Here is a 22142-nt window from a genome sequence, read left to right on the forward strand (position 1 = left end):
CACAATCCTTTATTACCATTTAAACCTTAAAAATAGAGAACCTTCCCTACCTGCTATTCATCCATGTTCTCAGGTATAGTATTGAATTTATCGCTTTTTAATCCAAGGCTTTTGCATGACCCAACCCGATAGCATTTCTATGATACTGCTGACCTTCGGCGGACTGTTTTTAATAGGTTTGGTAGCGGATCTTTTGGGCCGACACACCCCTTTGCCACGGGTCACCTTGCTGATTTTCACCGGTTTTTTGATTGGCCCATCGGTACTGAATTGGTTGCCCGACTTTACTCAGGATTGGTTTCCGGTATTGACCGATATTGCCTTGGCGATGATTGGCTTCATGCTGGGTCAAAATCTGACAAAGGCCAAACTGAAAACCATGGGACGGCCAATCCTAGGGATTTCAATCGGGGTGATGATCATGACGGCCAGTTTGATGTTCGTCGGCTTGATTTTGCTGGGCGCGCCCATTGAACTGGCATTAATTCTGGCGGGCATCGCACCGGCGACGGCACCGGCTCCAGTGGTGGATGTGGTTAAGGAAAGCCAGGCATCGGGGCATTTTACCGATACCTTGCTGGGAATTGTGGCGGTGGATGATGCTTGGGGCTTGTTGCTGTTCAGTTTTCTGCTGGTCGCGGCCTCGATTCTGGCCGGCAACCATGGCGCCATACACACCTTGGAAAGCGGCCTTTGGGAAATTACCGGGGCGGTGTTGCTGGGGCTGTTTTTAGGTTTTCCGATGGCCTACATCACCAGCCACCTTTACCCAGGAAAGTCGTCACAAGCCGAGGTACTCGGACTGGTTCTGCTGTGCGCAGGGTTGGCCGAATGGCTTGAGGTTTCCTATATCGTGTCGGCCATGACCATGGGAACCGTTGTCGCCAATTTTACCCGCCATCACCGTCATCGCCCATTTGATGAACTCGAAACGCTAGAGTGGCCTATGCTGATTCTGTTCTTTTTGCTGGCGGGGGCAACCTTGCAGTTGGATGCGCTTTATCAGGTTGGTTTTATCGGCTTGGGTTATATCGCCTTTCGCATTCTTGGCCGCATCAGCGGTTCCTATCTAGGCGCACTCTGGGCAGGACAAAAAAGCGGGGAATATCGTTGGATGGGCTTGGCGATGCTGCCCCATGCGGGGATTCCCATCGGCATGGCGCTGCTGGCCACTCAAAGCTTTCCGGAACTTCAAAACACCATTTTGGCGGTGATTCTGGGGTCCACCATTGTGTTTGAACTCTTAGGCCCACCACTGACCCGAATTTTGCTGATTCGCAGCGGGGAGGCCAAACCGCGTCATAAAAGACACGAAAACCAGACAGAATTCAGCGATTGATTCTTACATAGGGTACCTAATAGACCCAACGCAAATCACAGCTCTGGAGCATCATAATGCTCGGGCTCGTCGGTGTACACGCACACATTCCAGTCCGCCGCCAGGCCGTCTTCCGCAAGACAATAACGGTTGAAGAAATCCACAATCTCCTGACGCTGACAATGGGCTTCAAACGCCGCCATATTGGCCCAGATCTCATTGAACACAATCGGAAAGCTGCTGCCTTCGGCAAACGGACTGGCGATGTGCCGAGTGACCCGATATTGCAAACAGCCGTCTTCACGCAGGGTATTCGGTTCCAAAGACTGCAAGACCTTGAAAAGTTCGGTTTCTTTGCCCGCTTTGGGCAAAAACTGCGCCAGGCAGTAGACTTTTGATGACATCGGCTTCTCCGCTTGATTCAATTGAATGCATTGGCCGTTAAGATAACCAAAGCGCAACGGATAAGCAAACCGTTTGCTTGTGTCTTATATGTTTTAAAAAAATCACGCAAGGTTCGGCATGAAGATAAAATACCCCCATGACAAAACACAACTCAACATCCCATAGTAATACCGTCACCCAGGATCGAAACTTCGACAAGTTGGTCGATAAATTCGAGGCCAAGATATATCACACCGTCAAAGGCGAATGGCGCTTGAAACTGCTCAAAGAAGACTTGCTGGATTTTCGCCCAGAAAAACCGGCAGGCCTGGTATCGGAAACCGCGCCTTTGCAGATTTGGGATGCGGGCTGTGGTTTTGCACAAATCAGCCAATGGCTCGCCGAGGCCGGCCATGAACTCACTTTGTGCGACCTGTCGCACCAGATGCTATTACGCTCCCAACAGAATTTTGAACAGGCGGGCTTAAACGCGACCTTCATCAATGCCGCGGCTCAAGAACTTGCCCCAAGCCTACCTGTGTTTGATTTGGTCTTGTTTCACGCCGTGCTGGAATGGCTCGGCGAACCCAAACAGACGTTGCAGGCCGTAGCCGATAAGGTCAAACCCGGCGGTCACCTGTCACTGCTGTTTTACAACCGCAATTCGGTGGTCATCCGCAACACCCTGCGCGGCGCTTGGCGTTTGCCTTATATTCTCAACGACGAATACATCGGCAAAGGCAAGAAACTCACTCCGCCCAACCCGCAAATTCCCGAAGAGGTCATGCAATGGCTTGAGGACTGGGGCTTTGAAATCGAAATTCATACCGGCATACGCTTATTCCACGATTACATGACGCAAGAGGTGCTTCAACAAAGCGATCTGGACGACCTGCTGGCTCTGGAATACCGTTTTTGCCGCCAACCCACCTACCGAAATATGGCGCGTTACATCCATCTTCTCGCGAAACGTAAATAAGCAGGCCTGCTGGTTTTTCAAACACGTATAAGCGACTATAATTGCTGCTTTTAACAAGGTGCCAACCACCATGACCACAAGACAACTGGGCAGGCTGATACGCCCGCTGATGAGATTGATTACCCAACACCCCAAGACCCTGCTGGTTATTTTTCTGGCCGGCGGCCTCTGGTACGGTTACGAAGTCGGCGTGGCACGCCCCGCCATGAGTTATATGGGGCTTCCGCAGGCGGTTTCGGCACCGGCGGCCAACAGTTGGAGTCATACTTTGCGCAATCAGGCGTTTATGCTCGGTTACTCGGAAAAACTCGCCAACCCGCTGTGGGTCACTTATCAGGTCACTGCCAAGCGTTTTGACAGCGGCAAGCGCCCGAGCCGATTCTCGGCCGACTGGCGTAGCCCATCCTATGTCGATCATAATGATTACACCCGTTCTGGATTTGACCGCGGTCACATGGCACCCAACTATGTCATTGCCAGCCGTTATGGGCGATCGGCCCAGCTTGATAGCTTTTTGATGACCAACATCACACCGCAAAAACCCAGCCTGAACCAGAAAAGTTGGCAACGTCTGGAGGAGATCATCGCCAATGACTTTTCCGACTGGTTTGGGGACTTCTGGGTGGTGACCGGGCCGGTCTTCGCAACCGAACCCAAAACCCTTAAAAACAGCCGCGTCGCGATTCCCGATGCCTTCTACAAGATTCTCATCAAACCCGGTAGCGCCGAGCAGCCCGCCAAAGCGCTGGCGTTTGTGTTTCCGCAAAGCGCTAAACCCAACGCCAGTCTAATGCAGTTTGTGACCACCATTGATGAAGTGGAAGAGCGAACCGGACTGGATTTTTTCCACCAGCTAGAAGACGATTTTGAGAACCGCCTGGAATCTAGCTTGACCCCGCAAGCCTGGAAACTCGAAGCGGTTGCCAACCGACCTTCGCGCTATTAACATAGTGTTATTATGTCTTTAGAAAAAGTTGTCATGCTGAGCACCCCAAGAGTACTTGCTTCGCGGCGCGTAGCCGAAGCATCTGGTGCCAATAATGCAGGCCCTTAAAAAATCCCTCCACTTCGATTGGGATGACAGCCCAAATCATTAACTTAATGATACTGTGCTCTGAGCGATTTTATCTTTTCACTTAACCTGGAGTTTGGCTTTGACCTCTTTTCCTGAACCCCAGTCAGACCAACCACACCCCGATCAAAGGTCGCGCCGCCAGCTTCTTAAACAGCTGGGCCGTCAAGTTGCCGTCTTAGGCACCGCGGCAACCGCTATCGGCTTGAGCGGCTGCACGGTCACCGAGGTACGCCGTAGCCTAAACACCGGTCAGTCGCTCTACAAAGGCCAGGTAAAAGAAGCCATCCGCGCCGAAGTCAGTCAGCAAATCCCATTGACCGGAGTGCCTGCAATGGATGGGCTGGTCAAGAAACAACTGGCCGCCTTCATGGACGAACTCTTTAAACAGTGGGGTGAAAAGCACATCGCCTCACCTAAAGAGTACGTGAAATACACCGACCAATACCGCAGCCGTGCCTTGATCGACTTCAATAGCGGTAAAATCCGCGTGGAAACCCTGGAAGCCAAACACAGCAAAACCGCGCTCAAAAACGCGATTGTCAGCACCTTGCTGACCCCGGAAGACCCCAGCCAGGTCGATCTCTTCAGCGCTAAACCGATTGCCGCCGGCAAAACCCCGTTTCTGCATGATCTGGTTCACGACCAAGACGGCAAGGCGGTACGTTATGTGTGGCGTGCAAAGCGCTTTGCCGACTATCTGATTCGCACCCGCTATCGCACCTATGAGCAAAAAGGCCACACGCGCCATGCGGTGGACTTTGCCATGACGCAAAACCATCAGATCACCCAACAACAGCGTTACCACAGCTCGGTGGTGCGCCAGGCGCGGCGTTTTAAAATTGAACCGGCTTTGATTTACGGCATTATCGAAACCGAAAGCGCTTTTAATCCCTATGCGGTCAGTTCCGCGCCGGCTTATGGATTGATGCAGATCGTGCCCAAAACCGCCGGTCGGGACGTGCATCGCCTGCTTTATAAACGTGACGGCATGCCCAGCAAACAGACGCTGTTTCAAGCCGAACGCAATATCGAATACGGCACTGCCTACCTCTCCATTTTATTCAACCGCTATCTGGTCGGCATACACAACGCCCGCTCTAGAGAGTACTGCGTGATTGCCGCCTACAACACTGGAGCAGGCAATGTACTTAAAGCCTTTGACACCAACCGCACACGCGCTCTGGAAAAGATCAATCGTCTAAATAGCCAGCAGGTTTACCAGCATTTGCGAACCCGCCTGACCTATGCCGAAGCACGCCGTTACCTGCTCAAGGTCACCACCAATAAACGCAATTATCTGACTTGATCTTGAATGACCTCCAAAACAAGCAGGCCTGTCCATTTTCAACCATCGATCCTGTCTGCAGCGGATCGGATTCGAACCACTCGAATTTGCAGTACAATATCCTCATTCACCTGATTTGATTGCCGGAATTTTTATGAAAGACTCTCTGCCCAGCCAAAAAGACACCCTTTACGCCCAAGCCCATGAAGCGGTCGGCGCTTTCCAGTTCGATGAATCCGTGGTGGCGGTGTTTCCGGACATGATTCAGCGTTCGGTACCGGGCTATCAAACCATACTCACCGGTATCGGCGAGCTTACTGAGACCTACGCCCAACCTAACAGCCAGCTTTATGACCTGGGGTGCTCTTTGGGTGCGGCCACCCTGACCATGCGCCGCAAGCTCACCCAGCCCAACTGCAAGATCATCGCCGTGGACAACTCCGAAGCCATGGTGCAACGAGCCGGCGAATATCTGCACGCCTACCACTCCGACGTGGCGGTGGAATTACTGTGCGCCGACATCAACGCGGTGGCCATCGAGAACGCCTCGGTGGTGGTCATCAATTTCACCTTGCAGTTCATTGATCCGGATGCGCGCGAAGCCCTGCTGAGCAAAATATTCCAAGGCTTGAAACCCGGGGGGATTCTGATTCTTTCGGAAAAAATCCATTTCGAAGACGCCACCTTGCAGTCAGCCATCGAGCATCTGCATCTGCAATTCAAACGTGCCAACGGCTATTCGGAGCTGGAGATCAGCCAAAAGCGCAGTTCGCTGGAAAACGTACTCATCAGCGACACCGCCGATTTCCATATCAATCGCTTGAAAAACATCGGATTCGAATCCGCCGGAATCTGGTTTCAGGCCTATAATTTCGCCTCTTTAATCGCCATCAAAGCGAAATAACCAAACTAAAACGGCACGGACAAAAACAAGCAGGCCTGTCCATTCTCAATTCGGTTAGATTACGAGCTTCTGTATGAGCTTCTGCAAGCCACACAAAAAGCCACTATAATAAGCGCCAATTCTTAACGGCGCGATTAACGGCAGGTTCCACGTGAAACAGCATTACGACTTTTTTTGGGAAAAACTAAACGACCCTCGGTTTGACGAATGGAAACAGATTCTTCCCGGCCTGATCGACGAAGCGTTGCACCCGGAAGGCAACGGTAACCTGCCGCGCTGGCTGGCGGCGATGGAAATTGTCCGCGACCTGCCCAGTAATCAGCCCTTCAACCTCAATCAATCGGCCATTACCGTTGGGCAAGACGACCTGGACAAAGGACATAAAATCCAGCTGGAAAGCGCCCTAAGAGTCATGATGCCCTGGCGCAAAGGTCCTTTCAACATTCACGGAATCGAGATCGATACCGAATGGCGTTCCGACTGGAAGTGGGATCGGGTCAAACCGCATCTCAGCCCTTTGGAAGATCGCAAGGTGCTCGATATCGGTTGCGGCAGCGGCTATCACCTGTGGCGCATGATGGGAGACCGGGCCAAGCTGGCGGTCGGGGTCGATCCGAGCTTGCTGTTCATGAACCAGTTTCTGGCCTTAAAGCACTTTATCGGAGAATCGGTTGACGCCTACTTTTTGCCATTGACGCTTGACCAGCTGCCGGTATCGCAGAAAGGCGGCGCCTTTGACACGGTTTTCTCGATGGGCGTGCTCTACCACCGCCGCTCGCCGATTGACCATATCTACGAACTCAAAAACCAACTCCGTCCCGGCGGTGAATTGGTGCTGGAAACGCTGGTGGTGCCCGAAAGCTTCGGCCAACTCTTAGTGCCCGAAGACCGCTATGCGCAAATGCGCAATGTCTGGTTTTTGCCCTCGGTTCCTGAGTTGCAACGCTGGTTAGAGCGTTGCGGACTGACCGATGTACGCTGTGTTGACCTCAACCAAACCTCAACCGAAGAACAGCGCTCAACCGACTGGATGCAATGGAACTCCCTGCAGGATTTCCTAAACCCGGAAGACCTCAACCAAACCGCGGAAGGCTACCCGGCGCCTTTGCGTGCCGTGTTGATCGCGCAAAAACCTGCTTAATTTCGCTTATGGCCATTTGGCCTTTACGCCTGCATAATGCCCTTCAAAAAACGAGGTGACTCCCTTATTCCAAGCCATTTTTTGCTTTCAATATTAGCAACTGCTTAAATTTAAGTAATTGATAGTATTAATTTATTTTAATAGTTCAACAATAAAATAAATTTGTTACCCTAATGGCGTGAATTCGGTATATGTTACTTAGGTAATGCATTTTTAGTTCTATACCCCTACATTTATTAAGGTTCGATTATGTTCAAATCTCTCGGCTTGCAATCCAAATTCCTATTTATCAACGTACTGATTTCGATTGTTGTTCTATTAGGGCTAGGGGTAATCGAATATCAGAAATACCAGCAGGAATATCAAAAAACTGCGTCTAACCTGGCGGAAGAGTTGCGCGGCGACATGGAGCGCAGCATCAATACCAAACTCGCCATCGGAGTCACCAACGCAGTGAGTTTCGCCTCCAATGGCCAACTGGTCAGAGCGATCAGCCAGCAAGATCGCGCCAGCGCCCTAAAGGCATTGGAAACAGTCAATCAGACTTTTAGAAAAAACACCGATTTCAAAAACATCAAGATCCACATCCACACGCCGGATAATCGCTCTTTCTTACGCGCCTGGAAACCCGAAAAGAACGGGGACGACCTCTCTTCTTTCCGTTTTGGCGTGGCCAAAGTCATCAAGGAGCAAAAGGCGATTTCGGTTTTGGAGCTCGGGCGTGCCGGACTGGCCGTGCGCGGCATCACCCCTTTGTTTGACCAAGACACCTACATCGGCTCGCTGGAGTTCATTCAGGGGATGGGCAGTGTCGCTCGCGATTACCAAGCACGCGACATGCACTATCTATTACTGCTAAACGACTATGCCCTGAGCATCAGTACCAACGCCAAAAACAACACTAAAATCGCGCAATACGTGCTCGGTAGCGAAAAATCGTTCAGCCCGGAAGCGGTTCAAATGGCGCAAAAACTCAATTGGAATGAGCTCAAAAGTCAAGGCTGGAGCATTCAGGACAATCTACTGATTACCCAGGCGATCGTCAAAGACATGCAAGGCCAGGAAGTGGGTGTGCAGGTGATAGGTGCGCCCACCACCAAACTCAACAACGCTATGGCCAAGATTGAAGCCGCCATTACCAAGGAGTTGATATTGTTGGTGGTGGTGGTCCTGCTGCTTGGCATCGCCACCCAGATTGCGGTTCGTAGAATGGTGCTAAACCCGGTCACCGCACTGCAACGCACCATCGAAACCGTCACCCGTCAGGGTGACTTTTCTGCACGTGCACCAATCTCCGGCTCCCAGGATGAAGTGGCCTCCATGTCTGAGGATTTCAACAACTTGCTTGAGAACACCCAGCAGGTGATTAAAGAAACCTCACAAACCATGCAGGCCATCGGCCGCGGTGATTTGAAACAGCGCATTCAAATCCAAACCGTGGGTGAACTCGACCAACTCAAAACCCAGATCAACCAGGGTGCGGACACCCTTGAAGCCACCATGGCGAGCCTTGGGGAAACCCTTAAGGCCTTGGGGGATGCCAACTTCGGCGCTCACATTAAAGCCAACAACCAAGCACAAGGTGCCTTCAAAGAAGCCTTGGACAATGCCCGATCGACCATGGGCAATTTGAATGGCGCGGTATCCGAAATCAATCAAGTGGTCGCCGAGATGGCGGATTCGAACTTCTCCAACCCGATTCATATCGAGTTGAGCGGAGACCTGAACACCTTGAAGCAGAACATCAACCAGGCGCTTGGCAACTTGGAAAACGGTTTTGCCAGCTTTAATGGCAGTTTGACCAACCTAATTGACGGTGATTTGACCGCCCATGTGGTCGGCGACTACAAGGGCGAATTGGCGAGACTGCAGGACACCATCAACACTGCCCTGAATAACATCGCCACCATCTTCATCGACATCAAAACCACCTCGGAATCGGCGTTATCCAACATTCAACAGCTGACCAACGGTAACGACAACCTGAACGAGCGTACCCAAAACCAGGCGGCGTCCATTGAAGAGACGGCGGCTTCCATGGAGGAGATCACCTCCACCGTGCAGAATTCACTGTCCAATGCCAAAGAAGCCAATGACTTCGCCAAACAGGCCAAGGCCGATGCCAACCAGGGTGAAGCCGTGATGCAGCAAGCGCAGGCCGCCATGCAAGGCATTCATGCCGCCAGCGCCAAAATTTCGGACATCACCACACTGATTGATAGCATCGCATTCCAGACCAATCTCTTGGCACTGAACGCTGCAGTTGAGGCGGCCAGAGCCGGAGAACACGGTCGCGGGTTTGCGGTAGTGGCCGGTGAGGTTCGCACCCTCGCACAACGCACGGCCGAAGCCGCCAAGGAGATCAGTACGCTGGTGGCGGACACCACCAAGCAGATCAATCACGGCACCGAGTTGGCGGAGCAGTCGGGCGACATGCTGCAGCAGATCAACCAACGTGTCACCTCGGTATCGGAAATGGTGGATGAGATTAGCCGTGCTGCCGAAGAGCAGTCAATGGGCATCAGCCAGATCAATCAGGCGATCGGCTCCATGGACAGCGACACCCAACAGAATGCGGCTCTGGTTGACACGGTAGCGCAAGACACCGAGCATATGAGTCAGCAGATCGGTCGACTGGTTGAGCTGGTCAACGCCTTTAAAATCGATACCGGCAAACTTCTGCCTAAAAAATAAGCAGGGGTCAATCACTTCCCTTTAAACGGCCTGCATAAATGCAGGCCGTTTTTATTTGCGCCGCACAAACCGACTAAGCTGTTCTCTCAATAAGGAATCACTAGGGTAAATCTTATGCCGCTGCCCACGTTGATGAATCGCTCTCAGATATCCCTTAAAGGTTTGTATGCTCTGCGTATCGCAGTATAATGATTTTTTTGCATACTCTGCATAACCTGATTTCAAACCCCATAACCCAAAGTGCAATGAGATTATGATGGCCAATCCTTCCCTCGCCGCCCGTTTTCAAACCCTGCAAGCCCATATCAACGAACAGATCATCGGGCAACCGCATTTGACTCAACGCATGCTGATCGCCCTGCTTTCAGACGGTCATCTGCTGGTCGAAGGCCCGCCGGGACTCGCTAAAACCAAAGCCATCAAGGTGTTGGCCGAGTTGATCGAAGGCAGTTTCCATCGTATCCAATTCACCCCCGACCTGCTACCATCGGACATCACCGGTACCGAAATCTACCGCCCGGAAACCGGGGTATTCGAATTTCAATCCGGGCCGATTTTCCACAACTTGATTCTAGCGGATGAGATTAACCGCGCACCGGCCAAAGTGCAATCCGCCCTGTTGGAAGCCATGGCCGAAGGCCAGATCAGTGTCGGCAAACACACCCTGCCGTTGGAAAAGCTCTTTATGGTCATGGCGACCCAAAATCCGCTTGAACAGGAAGGCACCTACCCTTTACCGGAAGCGCAACTGGACCGCTTCATGCTGCATGTCAAAATAGACTACCCTTCGGCACAAAGCGAATACCAGATTCTGGAACTGGTGGAAAATGAAGCCCGCGACTTGTCACCCTCCCGACCCGAACACCTGAGTCAGAATGACCTGTTTGCGGCGCGAGAGGCGATTTTGAACCTGCATATGGCGGATGCGGTCAAAACCTACCTGATTGAATTGGTGATGGCCACCCGTAATCCGCAAGCTTACAGCGCCGAACTGGCAAGTAAAATCGGCTATGGTGTCAGCCCACGCGCCACTCTGGCACTATCGCGATGCGCTCGTGCCCACGCCTGGTTACAGGGTAAGGATTATGTCAGCCCGGATGATGTGCAGGCGGTTCTGCATGATGTCTTCCGCCACCGCCTGCTGCTCACTTTCGAGGCCGAAGCCGAAGGCTTGAATGCCGACGCCATCATCGACCAGATACTGGGTTACGTTCCGGTTGTGTAAACCCGGAAAAAAAATGGATACCATCGAATTATGAGTGTCGCTCCCCGCCCCCTCTCCAAAGAATCAGCCGAGAATCCCAGTCAGACACACGCTGAAAACGATGTGGGCGCTCTATACAGTTCTCTGGATGAATTGGTGGGATGGAGGTTTCACGTGAAACAACGCCGCCTCAACAGTCCGCAAAAAGTCATGGACCAGGTCAACGGCAGCCACCAAAGCCTGCGTAAAGGTAGCGGCATGATCTTCAGTGAAGTCAGACAGTATCAGCCCGGTGACGACATCCGCCACATCGACTGGCGGGTCAGCGCCCGTACCCAAAAAGTGCATACCAAACTGTTTACCGAAGAACACGAAAGACCCACGGTCATTGTCGCTGAACAGACTCCTGCGCTGTTTTTTGGCAGCCAGGTGCGTTTAAAGGCGGCTCAGGTGCTGAATATCGCCAGCATTTTGGGCTGGATTGCATTGCAACAGAACGACCAGATAGGCGGTTTGAGCTTTAACCAAAACCAGCAGGCCTGGGTATCCCCCAAACGCAGTAAGACCAGTCTGCTCAACTGGACCCAACAGAGCCTTAAGTTGCAACGCACCTTGACCCAACCGGGATCGGCCAACCCAAAACTTTGGCAGTCTGCCAGTCATCAGCTGGTTAAACTCATCAAACCCGGCAGCAAGGTGTTTTTGATTGGCGACATGCTCAATCTCGATTCAGCCAGCTTGAATCACCTGCACAGCTTGCGCCAACATAATGAAATCACCGCCATCCATGTGTTTGATCCGCTGGAAAAACGCTTGCCGAAACTCGGCTGGTTGAGCCTGACCAGTGGTTGGCTCGGTGAACAGTTGTTGCCACTGAACAGTCGCCGATCGGAAACCCGAAAACGCTACCGGGAAAATTATCAAAGCCGCTGGGAACAGACGCAAACGCAGTTACGTAAACTGCAAATCCCATTGGTGGAAATCGCCACCCATGAGGATCCTTTGGCGGCTCTGCTGAAAAAGCAGGTTATCCGCTAAGGAAAGGAACGCAATGGCGATGAACGATGCTGGCAACCAAATGGCAGAAACCCTGGCCCAATTGAAAGACATTCACCTGCCCGATCCGGTGGGTTGGTGGCCGATGGCATTCAGCTGGTGGGTATTGCTGTTCAGTTTAAGCGCCCTGCTGTTTGCGCTGGTGTGGTTTCTGCTCGACCGTCATAAACGCCAGGCCTATCGCCGCGAGGCTTTACAACGGTTCAACGAGCTTCAGAACAATAGGGAATTTACCCCTCAACAACAGATTCTGCAAATCAACGCCTTGCTCAAGCAGGTGGCCATTACCGCCTACGGTCGGCAAAGCGTGGCTTCCCTAAATGAACAGGCCTGGTTGAAATTTCTATACGACACCGCCAAATACATACCTCAGCCGGATAATCTGGCACACATACTGGCCACCGGCTATCAGACAACCGATAAACTCGATCAACGCCAGGTCGAGCAACAGCTGGAACTTTGGCGCGGCTACGCAAAACAATGGATCAAGGGACACCACCTCTAATGCACTGGTTCAACATCTGGCAAAATTTTGAATTCCTCTGGCCATGGATGGCAGCATTTTTGCCCCTGCCCTGGCTGGTGCGCCGTGTGCTCAAACCAGTTGCCCAGCAACAAACCCCACTGCTGGCGCCCCACATCGTGCAGCGCGTATCGGCCAGCTTTGCGGAGGAATCCTTGATTCAACCCAACAACCGACCCAAACGCATTCCCGGATTGTTTATCGCACTGTGGGTTTTGTTTCTGCTGGCGGCCATGCGCCCGGTCTGGTTCCTGACCCCCACCCCTTTCACCAGCAGCGGTAAGGACATGATACTGGCGGTGGACCTGTCCGGTTCCATGCAGAAAGCCGATATGTATTTGGGCGGTCAGGACGTCGACCGTCTCACGGCGGTAAAGTCGGTGGTTGCGGAGTTCATCGAACAGCGTCAGGGAGACCGCATGGGTTTGGTGGTGTTTGGTTCCCAGGCTTTCCTGCAAAGCCCACTGACTTACGACCTGCAAACCGTCAAAACCCTGCTCAATGAAGCCGAAATCGGCATGGCCGGTAACAACACCGCCATTGGCGACGCCATTGGCCTGACCTTGAAACACCGTATCAAAAACCGGCAGAATGAAGCGGTGCTGGTGTTATTGACCGACGGCTCCAATACCGCCGGCAATGTTGACCCGCTTGAAGCCGCCGAAAAGGCCGGTGAACTGGGATTGAAAATCTACACCATCGGGGTCGGTCAGGTAGAGCACCGCACCGGGCTGGATGCCTTCTTAAAAAGCAGCAAATCGGATATGGACCTGAAGAGTTTGAAGCAAATCGCCGAACTCACCCAAGGGCAGTTTTTCCTGGCGAATGATACTCAGCAACTTCAGGAGATCTACCAGGCCATCAACCGGCTCGAATCGGTTGAACACGAAGTCCACAGCTACCGGTTGCGCTCCGAACTCTATGTTTGGCCTTTGGGACTGGCATTTGCACTCAGCCTGTTGCTGGGCTGGCTCAAATTACGCAAGGCGGGGGGCTGAATGGAACTGCATTTCTTACGCCCTTGGTGGTTTCTAGGTCTGATTCCTGTGGTTTGGCTGGTTTGGAAAGCCTGGCACATCAAAACCCAACAGGGGGCTTGGCAAAACGTCATCGAACCCAAATTCCGCACTCTGCTGCTGGGCGATCAGGCAAACGACCAACCTTTGAATTCCGCCAGGCTGGCGGTCATTGGTCTGGCCAGCTTATGGCTTATGGCTATTATCGCCTTGGCGGGCCCCAGCCTGAAATCGGTGGAACTGCCTGCGGAAAAAACTCATCAGGGTAACGTCATTATCCTCGACCTGTCGCTGTCCATGCTCGCCGATGACCTCAAACCCAACCGCGTGAGTCGAGCGCGGTTCAAATTGATCGATTTGTTGAAGGCCCATCCCGAGCAAGCTTTCGGCTTGGTGGGTTATGCCGGCAGTGCCCACACCATCGCCCCGATTTCTGAAGACAACCAAACCTTGCTGACCTTAATTCCATCATTGAATCCGCTGATTATGCCGCAATATGGTTCTGAGCCCTTATTGGCCATGCAACAGGCCGAAGAGTTGCTCAAAGGTGCCAAGGTGACACAAGGGCATCTGATCTGGATTACCGATGACCTGGAAACCAGCCAAAGGGAAGCCATTGAAGCCTGGCTGGTCTCAACCGATTACAGCCTGAGCATTCTCGCCGTCGGAACTCCCGAAGGCGGCACCGTCACCCTTCCCAACTACGGTCTACTCAAGGACGATAACGGCGCCATCGTGCTCCCAAAACTGCCCTATTCCGAACTTGAAACATTAAGTCAAAACACGGGCGCGGCCTTGACGCCGCTCACCATCAATGACAGTGATCTGCAACGCCTTCTGCCCTCCAATCTCGGTGCCATCGCACAGCAAAAAGCCCAGTCGGCGAATCAAAACGAAGAAAAACAGGTATTGCACCCTCTGGATGACGGTACGGCCGTCATTCTGGCGATGTTACCGCTATTGGCACTGGCTTTCCGCCGTGGCTGGCTATTCAGTCTGGCCATGATCGGATTGCTGCCACTGGGCGGCCTCTATGCTCCGCCAAGTTATGCCGAAGCCAAATTCTCCGACTTTGCAGACGTCTTCCAGACCCCTGACCAGCAAGCCTATAAAGCCTGGGAAAAACAGGATTATAATGCCGCCGAAGCCCTGTTTGAATCGCCGCAATGGAAAGGCAGCGCGCTCTATCGAAACGGCAAATACAAAGAAGCCGCACAACAATTCAAACAGGATCAAACACCCCAGGGCTTCTATAACTTGGGCAATGCCCTGGCCAAACAAGGCCAGCTCGAAGAGGCCAAACAAGCCTATGAAGAAGCCCTGAAAAAACAACCCGACCTGGAGGATGCGCGCAACAACCTGCAACTGATCAACGACCTGCTGGATCGGCAACAGCAAAGTGCCGAAGAATCCATGCAATCGCAGTCAAAGAACCAAACGCCTTCAGAATCGGCTTCACAAGATCAGAAAAACGGACAAACCTCCGAATCGGAGTCGTCGGAAAAGTCTGAGCCATCAAATGCAGATTCAGAAACCCGCCAAGCTGATCAAACCGAAACCGATGATTCGGAAAGCGACAAAGCCAGCAATGAGAACGCTAAAACCGAATCAGAAGCGGAACAGCAAGCGAATGGTGAAGAAGAACCTAAAACACCTCAATCCGAAGATTCCGATGACACTTCTGAGGCCGATTCCAAACAAACAGACTCCCTCGACGACCAAGATTCCAACGGTCAAAGCACCTATAGCGAGTCGGACACGCCCCCATCGGAGCAGGAACAGGCCACCAAAAACTGGCTCAAACAGATTCCGGATCAACCGGGATTGTTTTTAAAACGTAAATTCGAGTATCAATTCCAGAACCAGTCTCCGAGTTTGCCCCGTGCGGACTCGGAGACAGAACAGGCGACGAAAAAAATATGGTAAAGCGCACCCTGACCCAAACACTTAATGCCTTCAAACTTCCCAGAAGAATCACAATGCTGGGAACCCTGTTTTTTGCCGTGCTGATGACCCTATCATGCAGCAGCTGGGCCAAGACCCTGAGTGTGGAAACCGAACGCCAAACCGTGGAGTTTGGGGACATCATCAACCTCTATGTGACGGCCGATTTCCAAAGCACGGCCTCCCAACTCAATCTGGACAAACTCAAAGATCAATTTGAAGTGCTGGGCTCGCAACGCAGTAATAACATCCAGATCGTCAACGGAGACTTTCAATCCAGTACACGCTGGTTGATCCAACTGCTGCCCAAGCAGGTCGGTGAGTTGATGATACCGCCTTTCAATCTCGGTAATGTCAGCAGTGAGTCCTATAAAATAACGGTTTTGCCTTTACAGAAATCCCTGCAAAGCGGTGACTTGAAACCCTATTTCCTGGAAGCCACCGTCACGGAACCCGAGCCTTATGTGCAAGCTCAGGTCATCTACACCTTACGCTTTCTCTATCAGGGGCGATACATCTCCGGCAACATCCGTCCCCCCGAATTCGGCGACGCCCAGGTGGAACTGCTGAAAGACGGCGCGGTCTTCAATAAACAGCTTCAAGGCAAATCCTACACCGTGCATGAATGGGTCTATGCGCTTTACCCGCAAAGCAGCGGACAACTCAGCATCAGCAGCCCGGCTTTCAATGGCCGCATCCAGCTGAGCGGTCGTCTCAAACAGGTCACTGAAAAGGCCGAGAGTGTGACCCTGAATGTGCTGCCCGAGGCGGAAAGTTTTAAACAGCAAGCGCATAACGCTTGGCTGCCGGCACAAAAAGTAACCCTTTCCCAAGAGTGGAACCTGCCGCAACAGACGGTGCATGTCGGTGACAGCTTGACGCAGACCGTGACGCTGAGCGTGGACGGCTTGATGGCCAATCAATTGCCCGATCTCGACCTGCCAGCGCAAGCGGATTTCAAGGTCTATGCCGATCAGCCGGTGAGCCAACAAAACAAACTGCAAAACGGCATCCAAAGTATCAAACAATTCAAACGCGCCATCATTCCCACCACAGCCGGCACGCTGACCATTCCACAACAGACACTTTACTGGTGGGACACGCAGAGCAACCGCCTGCAAAGTAGCGTGATTGAAGGCAAAACCTTAAAGGTGCTGCCAGCTACACAAAGCCCATCCAGTGAACAGGCCGATCAGGCTCCACTGCAAGCCCACGATTTAAAGGCCGTCACACCCTCCATAATGCCTAACACGGGTCAAGGCACGCCAAGCAGTCTTTGGATGTTTTTAAGTGGCTTCCTGGCGGTTTTATGGCTATTCACTTCGGTGTTGTGGTATCGAGCACAAAGGCAACTCAAGACACTGAAACTTCAAAACACCCGCCAAGTCGACACAACCCAACCGCAAAATGAACAGGCCTGGTCGGATTTGGAAAATCTTTGCGCCCTACCGGCCGGCCAACTCTATCCGGGAATCCTGGCCTGGTTGAAACAGGCTCACCAAATTGAACACCTCGCCGATCTGCCCGACGGCGATCTGAAAAACGGGATTCAACAGCTTGAAGCCAGCCTGTTCCACGAGGGCGAATTTACCGATACACAACGGCAAACCTTGTGTGCCCAGCTCAAATCCTTCTCACATACTGACAGGCCTGCTGAAAACGTTTCCAAGTTGCAAAACCTATACCCAGCATAAACAAAATAACGTGAGCAAGATTTCTATTCCCTTGACCTTGATGCGTAATTTTATGTATTATCCTAGATGGAAATTAAATAACACTATCTGAGGTTTTTATGCATCAATCTACATTCAAAATGACACTTGCTACCGTTTTAACCGTTAGCCTGAATGCTTGTGGAGGAGGGGGTGGGTCAGGCTCATCTGAAAGCGCCATCAGCTATGACGGAGTGACCTCCGCAGCCACACTCTCCTCTACCGACCAAGCGAATGATTACGTCAATACCTATGACGATTTCAGCGATACATTAACCGAAAGCAGTGTGAGCCAGACACGCAGTACCACAACCCGCAGCAGCCTTAAAACCGTGCACAGCCTTAACGAGAGTGAATCGGGACAATGCGGCGGTTCGATAAAGTTATCAGGTACCTATGATGACGTCCGCGAATACATCGACATCGATTACATTGCCGACCAGTATTGCAATTATGATAGCGTGATTGACGGAACCATGAGCATGGTGGGAACTGATAATGATTTTACGCTGGTGTTTAACCGACTTCACGTCGACTACCCTGATGCGAACCTTAACGCCTTAATTCACGGCGATATTGATTACCTTGAAGGTTCAGCTTCAACTACCGCCAGAACCAATATCATCTTGAAAGACTACACTCAAAATAAAAGTTTCAAACTGGAAAACTGGGTTGAAAACATCAATACCACTACTTACCCACAAGAGTTATCAATTTCAGGAAAGCTCTATAACCCAACTCATGGCTATGTAACGGTAAGTACTCTGCAACCGATTATTCAAGGGAGCAGCCACCCAGAATCCGGTGAGATAAAACTGATCGGAAACAACTCAACTGCCTATGTGACATTTTACAGTGCCAGTTATGAAGTAGAGTTAGACGCGGACAATAATGCATCAATTGACGATTCACAAGTTTACTACTACAACTGATTTCGTTTTATTCCACTCTCAAAAAAAACCGCAATTTAAAACACTGCGGTTTTTTTATGCAAAGCCATCGCCAGGCTTCAGGAGCTGAAATGACGCTCGGCGATTTTCTGCACTTCCGGATAGTTAGTTTTTCCGGTTCCCAACACCGGCACGGCTTCCACCAGAATCACGGTTTTGGGCACCATCAAATCCGAGACCTGCTGGGCTTTAGCGGCTTCGGTGACGGTACTTCGGCTTAAGTTCTGATCATCGGTCACCAGTACCAATTGCTCTCCTTTTCGAGGATCGGGCACCGCCACCACAACATGATGCCCTTCCGGACTGGCCTGGTTGATGTAGTTCTCAACCGCAGTCAAAGAGACCATCTCACCACCTATTTTGGCAAAACGTTTGGCGCGACCCTTGATCCACACGAAATCATCCTCATCCACTTCGACTATATCACCAGTGTCATGCCAACCATCTTGCGGGGGCAACAGTACGCCTGGGTTGTCCGGCATCAGATAACCCAACATGATATTAGGGCCCCTGACATGCAAACGTCCGCCTTGGTCGATTCCGGACACCGGCTCAATGCGGTATTCAACCGCCGGAACCAACTGCCCGACGGAACCGTTCTTGAACGAGGTGGGGATGTTGACTGATAACACCGGCGTGGTTTCGGTCACGCCATAGCCTTCGAAAATCGGAGTATGGAATTTTTCGGCGTACAACTGGCGGGTTTCCGGACGCAGTCGCTCCGCACCGGCCACCATCGCCTTGATGCTGTAAAAATCGTAAGGGTTGGCTTTGCGGGCGTAACCGCTGAAAAAAGTATCGGTTCCGAAAATCAGACGCGCATTGGTCTGGTAAACCATCTCCGGAACAATCGCATAGTGCAACGGCGAAGGGTACAGAAACACTCGGGCCCCTTTCAGAATCGGCCATAAAAGCCCGGCGGTCAGACCAAAGCTGTGAAAGGTCGGCAAGGCGTTGAATAGGCGCTCACCCGGCAAAAGCGTCAACATGGCGCTGATCTGTTCGATGTTGCTGACCACGTTCTGATGCGACAGAACCACCCCTTTAGGCACCCCTTCCGAACCGGAGGTGAATAACACCACCGCTTCACTGTGCGGATCCTGACGATAACCCGGCAAAGCGCTTTTGGATTTGAGCAGGCCTGCCAGTTTTTGCGGCAAGCCGATTCGGGTACGGATTTCCTCCAAAAAGAGGAAACGCAGCCCATGATCCTGCAGCTCCTCAATGACGTTGTGCAAGTCGAATGCGTCAACAAACTTCTGCGAGGTGATAATCGTCTTCAGTTCGGCGGTGCGACAAGCCGATTTCATTGCGTTCAAGCCAGCGGTGAAGTTGATCATCGCCGGCACATGACCATAAGCCTGCAAAGCAAAAAAGGTCGCAGACAAACCGGCCACATTAGGCAACATCAGCCCAACACGCTTTTCATCTTGTAAAAGTGCATGCAGCGGCTTTCCAAGGATGGCCGAAGCGGCCACCAGTTTTTTAAGCGACAAGCTCTGGTCATTGATGTCTTCCACGCACACTGCTTTGGGGTGGTAAGTCTGTTTTGCTTTGACCAAAGCCTGAAACAGGCTCTTTTCCTCAATAGAGCCGTGGTAAGCCATGTCGCGCATCAGGGTGAAAATCTGGTGTTTCAAGGAGTGGTGTTTGGCATGGCCTTTCAACCCGGGCGGCGGCGTCATGTTTTTGGCCGGCAGAATGGTCAGGGTAATTTTAGGAAACCAGAACTGCTTGATGTAGGCGAAAAACTGACCGTTCAGGTAAGACAGGGTACTGCGTTCTGCTCCCTTGATGAAAACGGGGAGAATCGCGGCATGGGTTTTGTCGGCGACCATCGCGGTGCCTTCGTACACTTTCATCAGGCCGCCGGTGGTGCTGATGCGCCCTTCCGGAAAAATCATGCACTGTTTACCTCGCTTGAGCTCGGAAATCATGTGCTTGGCGGCGTAAGGGCTATGAAGGTCGACCGTAAAGAATTTGCCAAAATAGAGCACAAACTTGCCATACCACTTCTTGGCGTGATTCATGCCGACCATAAAGGTGGTTTCACCGGGTACGAACAGGTCGATTAAGGGCCCGTCTAACAAAGAGACATGGTTGGCGACAATCAATAGCGGTTGTTTGGATTGGTCAACGGCATGGTAATGCTCCAACCCCTTGACTTCGACCCGATAGAAAACCCGAAACAACAACCTGACAAACGCTTTAACCAACCACTTCATTGCGACTCCTTATGGGCACCTCGAATAACCCCAGCTGTCTTCTGGCAACGCCAAATTATTCAGATCAAGGCGTGAAGTTGCAGGAATGTCTAGACCTTGCAAAACTTCACAACGCAGAGCTGGATAATTTGGCTAAGCCCCTTCGGGCGGGGCTTAAAGCAGCCTTCTTCGTTGTTGCGACTCTTGGCCTTAGAATGACTAAGACCGGCGAGCCGCGCCTAGAATAAGGCTGCTTTAAGTCCCGCAGAAGTCAACCTGGGGTTATTCGAGGTGCCCTTATTTTAACTCAACCCACTCTTTACGGGTGCACTGACTGCCTCTACCGGGAATTATAGCCTAATTCAATCGACTGGCTATTCATGCTCAGGCCTTTTCAGGTAAAACCAGATCGCCACAACAAGGTTAAACAGAGCTAAAATCAGCAACATAGTCGATAATTTCAGTTCAAACAGGTAACCCAGCATCACCAACAGCGAAGACAGCACCATCAAAAAGGCATTGAGTATGTTATTGACCGCCACCATTCTGGCGCGCTGGTTTTGAGGAGTGGTGATTTGCAGTTGTGTATACAAAGGCACGATATAGGCACCGCCCACAACCGCCAGCGAAAACAGGAAAAGCAGGGACAGGTTTTCAGGGAACTGTCCCAAAAACTCGGCCAAGCCCATCAATTCGGCAACGCTAAGGTCAACAATTCTTAAAGAAGAGCCTATTGAATCGGCTACCCAAACGCTCAATACCAGCAGTAACGACATCAGCAGCAGCAGAATCGGGTGATAAAGCAGTTTCACCCCTTGACCAAACAATCTACCCGCCAGGCCCGCTCCTAGTGCGATGCCGATCGAAAACAGCGTGAGAAAGGCCACCACCACGTCTTCGTTGGCTTGCAGCGTGTATTTGACAAAGGCGGGAATCTGGCTCAATAAAATCGCGCCGATAAACCAAAACCAAGAGATGGCCAAGACCGCAAAAAACGCCTGATGATGCCCGCGACTCGAACGGACCACCAGCCAAGTACTGCGCAGGATATTCCGGTCAATTTGCACCGCCGAGTCCTCAAAGACCGTGTAAGGAACCTTTAAACTCAAAAGATAACCTGCCAGCGCCACCAAAATGACCCCGGCGGAAACCCACTGCGGACCATTCTCCAGAGTCACCGTGAGCCCTCCCACCAGCGTGCCCAATAAAATGGCGATGAAAGTGGAACCGCTGAACCAGGCATTGCCCAACAACAGCTGTGAATCCGCCAGCACCTCTGGCAAAACGGAATACTTGATTGGGCCAAAAAAAGCGGATTGCACGCCCATCAGAAACAATGAGGCGTACAACCATTCCAACTGCATCGACAGCAAACCGATGGCGCCGGTGAACATGATCAGGATTTCGGCCAGTTTGATTTTGCGAATCAGTACCGATTTTGGATAATGATCGGCGATCTGTCCGGCTAGTGTGGAAAACAAAAAGAACGGTAAAATAAATATTCCGGCGGCAAGCGTAATGTACAACCCGGTCTGTTCATCGGTTTGACTGAGTTGAAACGCAATCAGCATCACCATTGCATTTTTGAAAAGGTTGTCGTTAAACGCCCCAAGAAACTGCACCGCAAACAGCGGAAAAAAAGATCTGGAAAAAAACAAAGCGCGTTTAGAAACGGGGCGATTATCAGGCATACCAACCATTGGATTTTGAGTTTAAATTGCCGGTTAGTATACCTTTATCCATTGAAATCCCT

17 protein-coding genes are annotated in these 22142 nt (G+C 51.7%); 14 read left to right on the forward strand and 3 right to left on the reverse strand.

Features of this window, described 5'->3' with window-relative positions; translation table 11 throughout:
* Window positions 1-115 precede the first annotated feature (115 nt).
* Window positions 116-1339: a cation:proton antiporter gene (locus B076_RS0100185; RefSeq protein ID WP_028485528.1), complete on the forward strand. Its 1224-nt coding sequence runs from the start codon at window positions 116-118 to the stop codon at window positions 1337-1339.
* A 35-nt stretch (window positions 1340-1374) separates the two neighbouring features.
* Here B076_RS0100185 and B076_RS0100190 read toward each other — a convergent pair whose 3' ends face one another.
* A complete protein-coding gene (locus B076_RS0100190) occupies window positions 1375-1722 on the reverse strand; it encodes a putative quinol monooxygenase (protein ID WP_028485529.1) in 348 nt (115 codons plus the stop codon).
* Window positions 1723-1859: 137 nt separating this feature from the next.
* On the opposite strand from B076_RS0100190, the gene B076_RS0100195 reads away from it, so the two are divergent.
* The 13 genes from B076_RS0100195 (at window position 1860) to B076_RS0100255 (ending at window position 18167) form a co-directional block, all read left to right on the forward strand.
* Entirely contained in the window at window positions 1860-2681 is an 822-nt protein-coding gene (locus B076_RS0100195; protein ID WP_051347067.1) for a methyltransferase domain-containing protein, read from the forward strand.
* 70 nt (window positions 2682-2751) lie between these two features.
* Window positions 2752-3627, forward strand: a complete 876-nt coding sequence (locus B076_RS0100200; protein ID WP_051347068.1) for a DNA/RNA non-specific endonuclease — start codon at window positions 2752-2754, stop codon at window positions 3625-3627.
* Between the two features lie 208 nt (window positions 3628-3835).
* Window positions 3836-5062 (forward strand): murein transglycosylase domain-containing protein, encoded by a 1227-nt coding sequence (locus B076_RS0100205; protein ID WP_245566286.1) that lies wholly within the window; start codon window positions 3836-3838, stop codon window positions 5060-5062.
* Between the two features lie 133 nt (window positions 5063-5195).
* A complete protein-coding gene (gene cmoA / locus B076_RS0100210; protein ID WP_038150244.1) occupies window positions 5196-5945 on the forward strand; it encodes a carboxy-S-adenosyl-L-methionine synthase CmoA in 750 nt (249 codons plus the stop codon).
* A 151-nt stretch (window positions 5946-6096) separates the two neighbouring features.
* Window positions 6097-7086, forward strand: a complete 990-nt coding sequence (gene cmoB / locus B076_RS0100215; protein ID WP_028485534.1) for a tRNA 5-methoxyuridine(34)/uridine 5-oxyacetic acid(34) synthase CmoB — start codon at window positions 6097-6099, stop codon at window positions 7084-7086.
* A gap of 249 nt (window positions 7087-7335) precedes the next feature.
* Window positions 7336-9780 (forward strand): methyl-accepting chemotaxis protein, encoded by a 2445-nt coding sequence (locus B076_RS12850; protein ID WP_028485535.1) that lies wholly within the window; start codon window positions 7336-7338, stop codon window positions 9778-9780.
* A 253-nt stretch (window positions 9781-10033) separates the two neighbouring features.
* Window positions 10034-11005 (forward strand): AAA family ATPase, encoded by a 972-nt coding sequence (locus B076_RS0100225; RefSeq protein ID WP_028485536.1) that lies wholly within the window; start codon window positions 10034-10036, stop codon window positions 11003-11005.
* Window positions 11006-11035: 30 nt separating this feature from the next.
* Window positions 11036-12022, forward strand: coding sequence for a DUF58 domain-containing protein (locus tag B076_RS0100230; protein WP_051347069.1), 987 nt, complete (start codon window positions 11036-11038; stop codon window positions 12020-12022).
* Between the two features lie 13 nt (window positions 12023-12035).
* Window positions 12036-12545 carry a DUF4381 domain-containing protein gene (locus tag B076_RS0100235; RefSeq protein WP_051347070.1) on the forward strand — a complete coding sequence of 170 codons (510 nt, stop codon included), beginning with the start codon at window positions 12036-12038 and terminating at the stop codon, window positions 12543-12545.
* Window positions 12545-13561, forward strand: a complete 1017-nt coding sequence (locus tag B076_RS0100240) for a VWA domain-containing protein (protein ID WP_038150245.1) — start codon at window positions 12545-12547, stop codon at window positions 13559-13561. The genes B076_RS0100235 and B076_RS0100240 overlap by 1 nt, the downstream gene beginning before the upstream one ends.
* Window positions 13562-15505, forward strand: a complete 1944-nt coding sequence (locus tag B076_RS0100245; protein WP_028485540.1) for a VWA domain-containing protein — start codon at window positions 13562-13564, stop codon at window positions 15503-15505.
* A complete protein-coding gene (locus B076_RS0100250; RefSeq protein WP_028485541.1) occupies window positions 15499-17217 on the forward strand; it encodes a BatD family protein in 1719 nt (572 codons plus the stop codon). The genes B076_RS0100245 and B076_RS0100250 overlap by 7 nt, the downstream gene beginning before the upstream one ends.
* A 98-nt stretch (window positions 17218-17315) precedes the next feature.
* Window positions 17316-18167: a hypothetical protein gene (locus tag B076_RS0100255; protein ID WP_157753481.1), complete on the forward strand. Its 852-nt coding sequence runs from the start codon at window positions 17316-17318 to the stop codon at window positions 18165-18167.
* A 77-nt stretch (window positions 18168-18244) separates the two neighbouring features.
* Here B076_RS0100255 and B076_RS0100260 read toward each other — a convergent pair whose 3' ends face one another.
* Window positions 18245-20410, reverse strand: a complete 2166-nt coding sequence (locus tag B076_RS0100260) for an AMP-binding protein (RefSeq protein WP_028485543.1) — start codon at window positions 20408-20410, stop codon at window positions 18245-18247.
* A gap of 353 nt (window positions 20411-20763) precedes the next feature.
* Entirely contained in the window at window positions 20764-22080 is a 1317-nt protein-coding gene (locus B076_RS11605; RefSeq protein ID WP_157753482.1) for an MFS transporter, read from the reverse strand.
* Window positions 22081-22142: the final 62 nt, after the last annotated feature.

Origin of the sequence: Thiomicrorhabdus chilensis DSM 12352 (assembly GCF_000483485.1) — a bacterium.
GTDB classification, from domain to species: domain Bacteria; phylum Pseudomonadota; class Gammaproteobacteria; order Thiomicrospirales; family Thiomicrospiraceae; genus Thiomicrorhabdus; species Thiomicrorhabdus chilensis.

Coding starts and splice junctions, on each gene's coding strand:
- B076_RS0100185 (WP_028485528.1), top strand. CDS start 116: ATGACCCAACCCGATAGCATTTCTATGATACTGCTGACCTTCGGCGGA.
- B076_RS0100190 (WP_028485529.1), bottom strand. CDS start 1,722: ATGTCATCAAAAGTCTACTGCCTGGCGCAGTTTTTGCCCAAAGCGGGC.
- B076_RS0100195 (WP_051347067.1), top strand. CDS start 1,860: ATGACAAAACACAACTCAACATCCCATAGTAATACCGTCACCCAGGAT.
- B076_RS0100200 (WP_051347068.1), top strand. CDS start 2,752: ATGACCACAAGACAACTGGGCAGGCTGATACGCCCGCTGATGAGATTG.
- cmoA (WP_038150244.1), top strand. CDS start 5,196: ATGAAAGACTCTCTGCCCAGCCAAAAAGACACCCTTTACGCCCAAGCC.
- B076_RS12850 (WP_028485535.1), top strand. CDS start 7,336: ATGTTCAAATCTCTCGGCTTGCAATCCAAATTCCTATTTATCAACGTA.
- B076_RS0100225 (WP_028485536.1), top strand. CDS start 10,034: ATGATGGCCAATCCTTCCCTCGCCGCCCGTTTTCAAACCCTGCAAGCC.
- B076_RS0100230 (WP_051347069.1), top strand. CDS start 11,036: ATGAGTGTCGCTCCCCGCCCCCTCTCCAAAGAATCAGCCGAGAATCCC.
- B076_RS0100235 (WP_051347070.1), top strand. CDS start 12,036: ATGGCGATGAACGATGCTGGCAACCAAATGGCAGAAACCCTGGCCCAA.
- B076_RS0100240 (WP_038150245.1), top strand. CDS start 12,545: ATGCACTGGTTCAACATCTGGCAAAATTTTGAATTCCTCTGGCCATGG.
- B076_RS0100245 (WP_028485540.1), top strand. CDS start 13,562: ATGGAACTGCATTTCTTACGCCCTTGGTGGTTTCTAGGTCTGATTCCT.
- B076_RS0100250 (WP_028485541.1), top strand. CDS start 15,499: ATGGTAAAGCGCACCCTGACCCAAACACTTAATGCCTTCAAACTTCCC.
- B076_RS0100255 (WP_157753481.1), top strand. CDS start 17,316: ATGCATCAATCTACATTCAAAATGACACTTGCTACCGTTTTAACCGTT.
- B076_RS0100260 (WP_028485543.1), bottom strand. CDS start 20,410: ATGAAGTGGTTGGTTAAAGCGTTTGTCAGGTTGTTGTTTCGGGTTTTC.
- B076_RS11605 (WP_157753482.1), bottom strand. CDS start 22,080: ATGCCTGATAATCGCCCCGTTTCTAAACGCGCTTTGTTTTTTTCCAGA.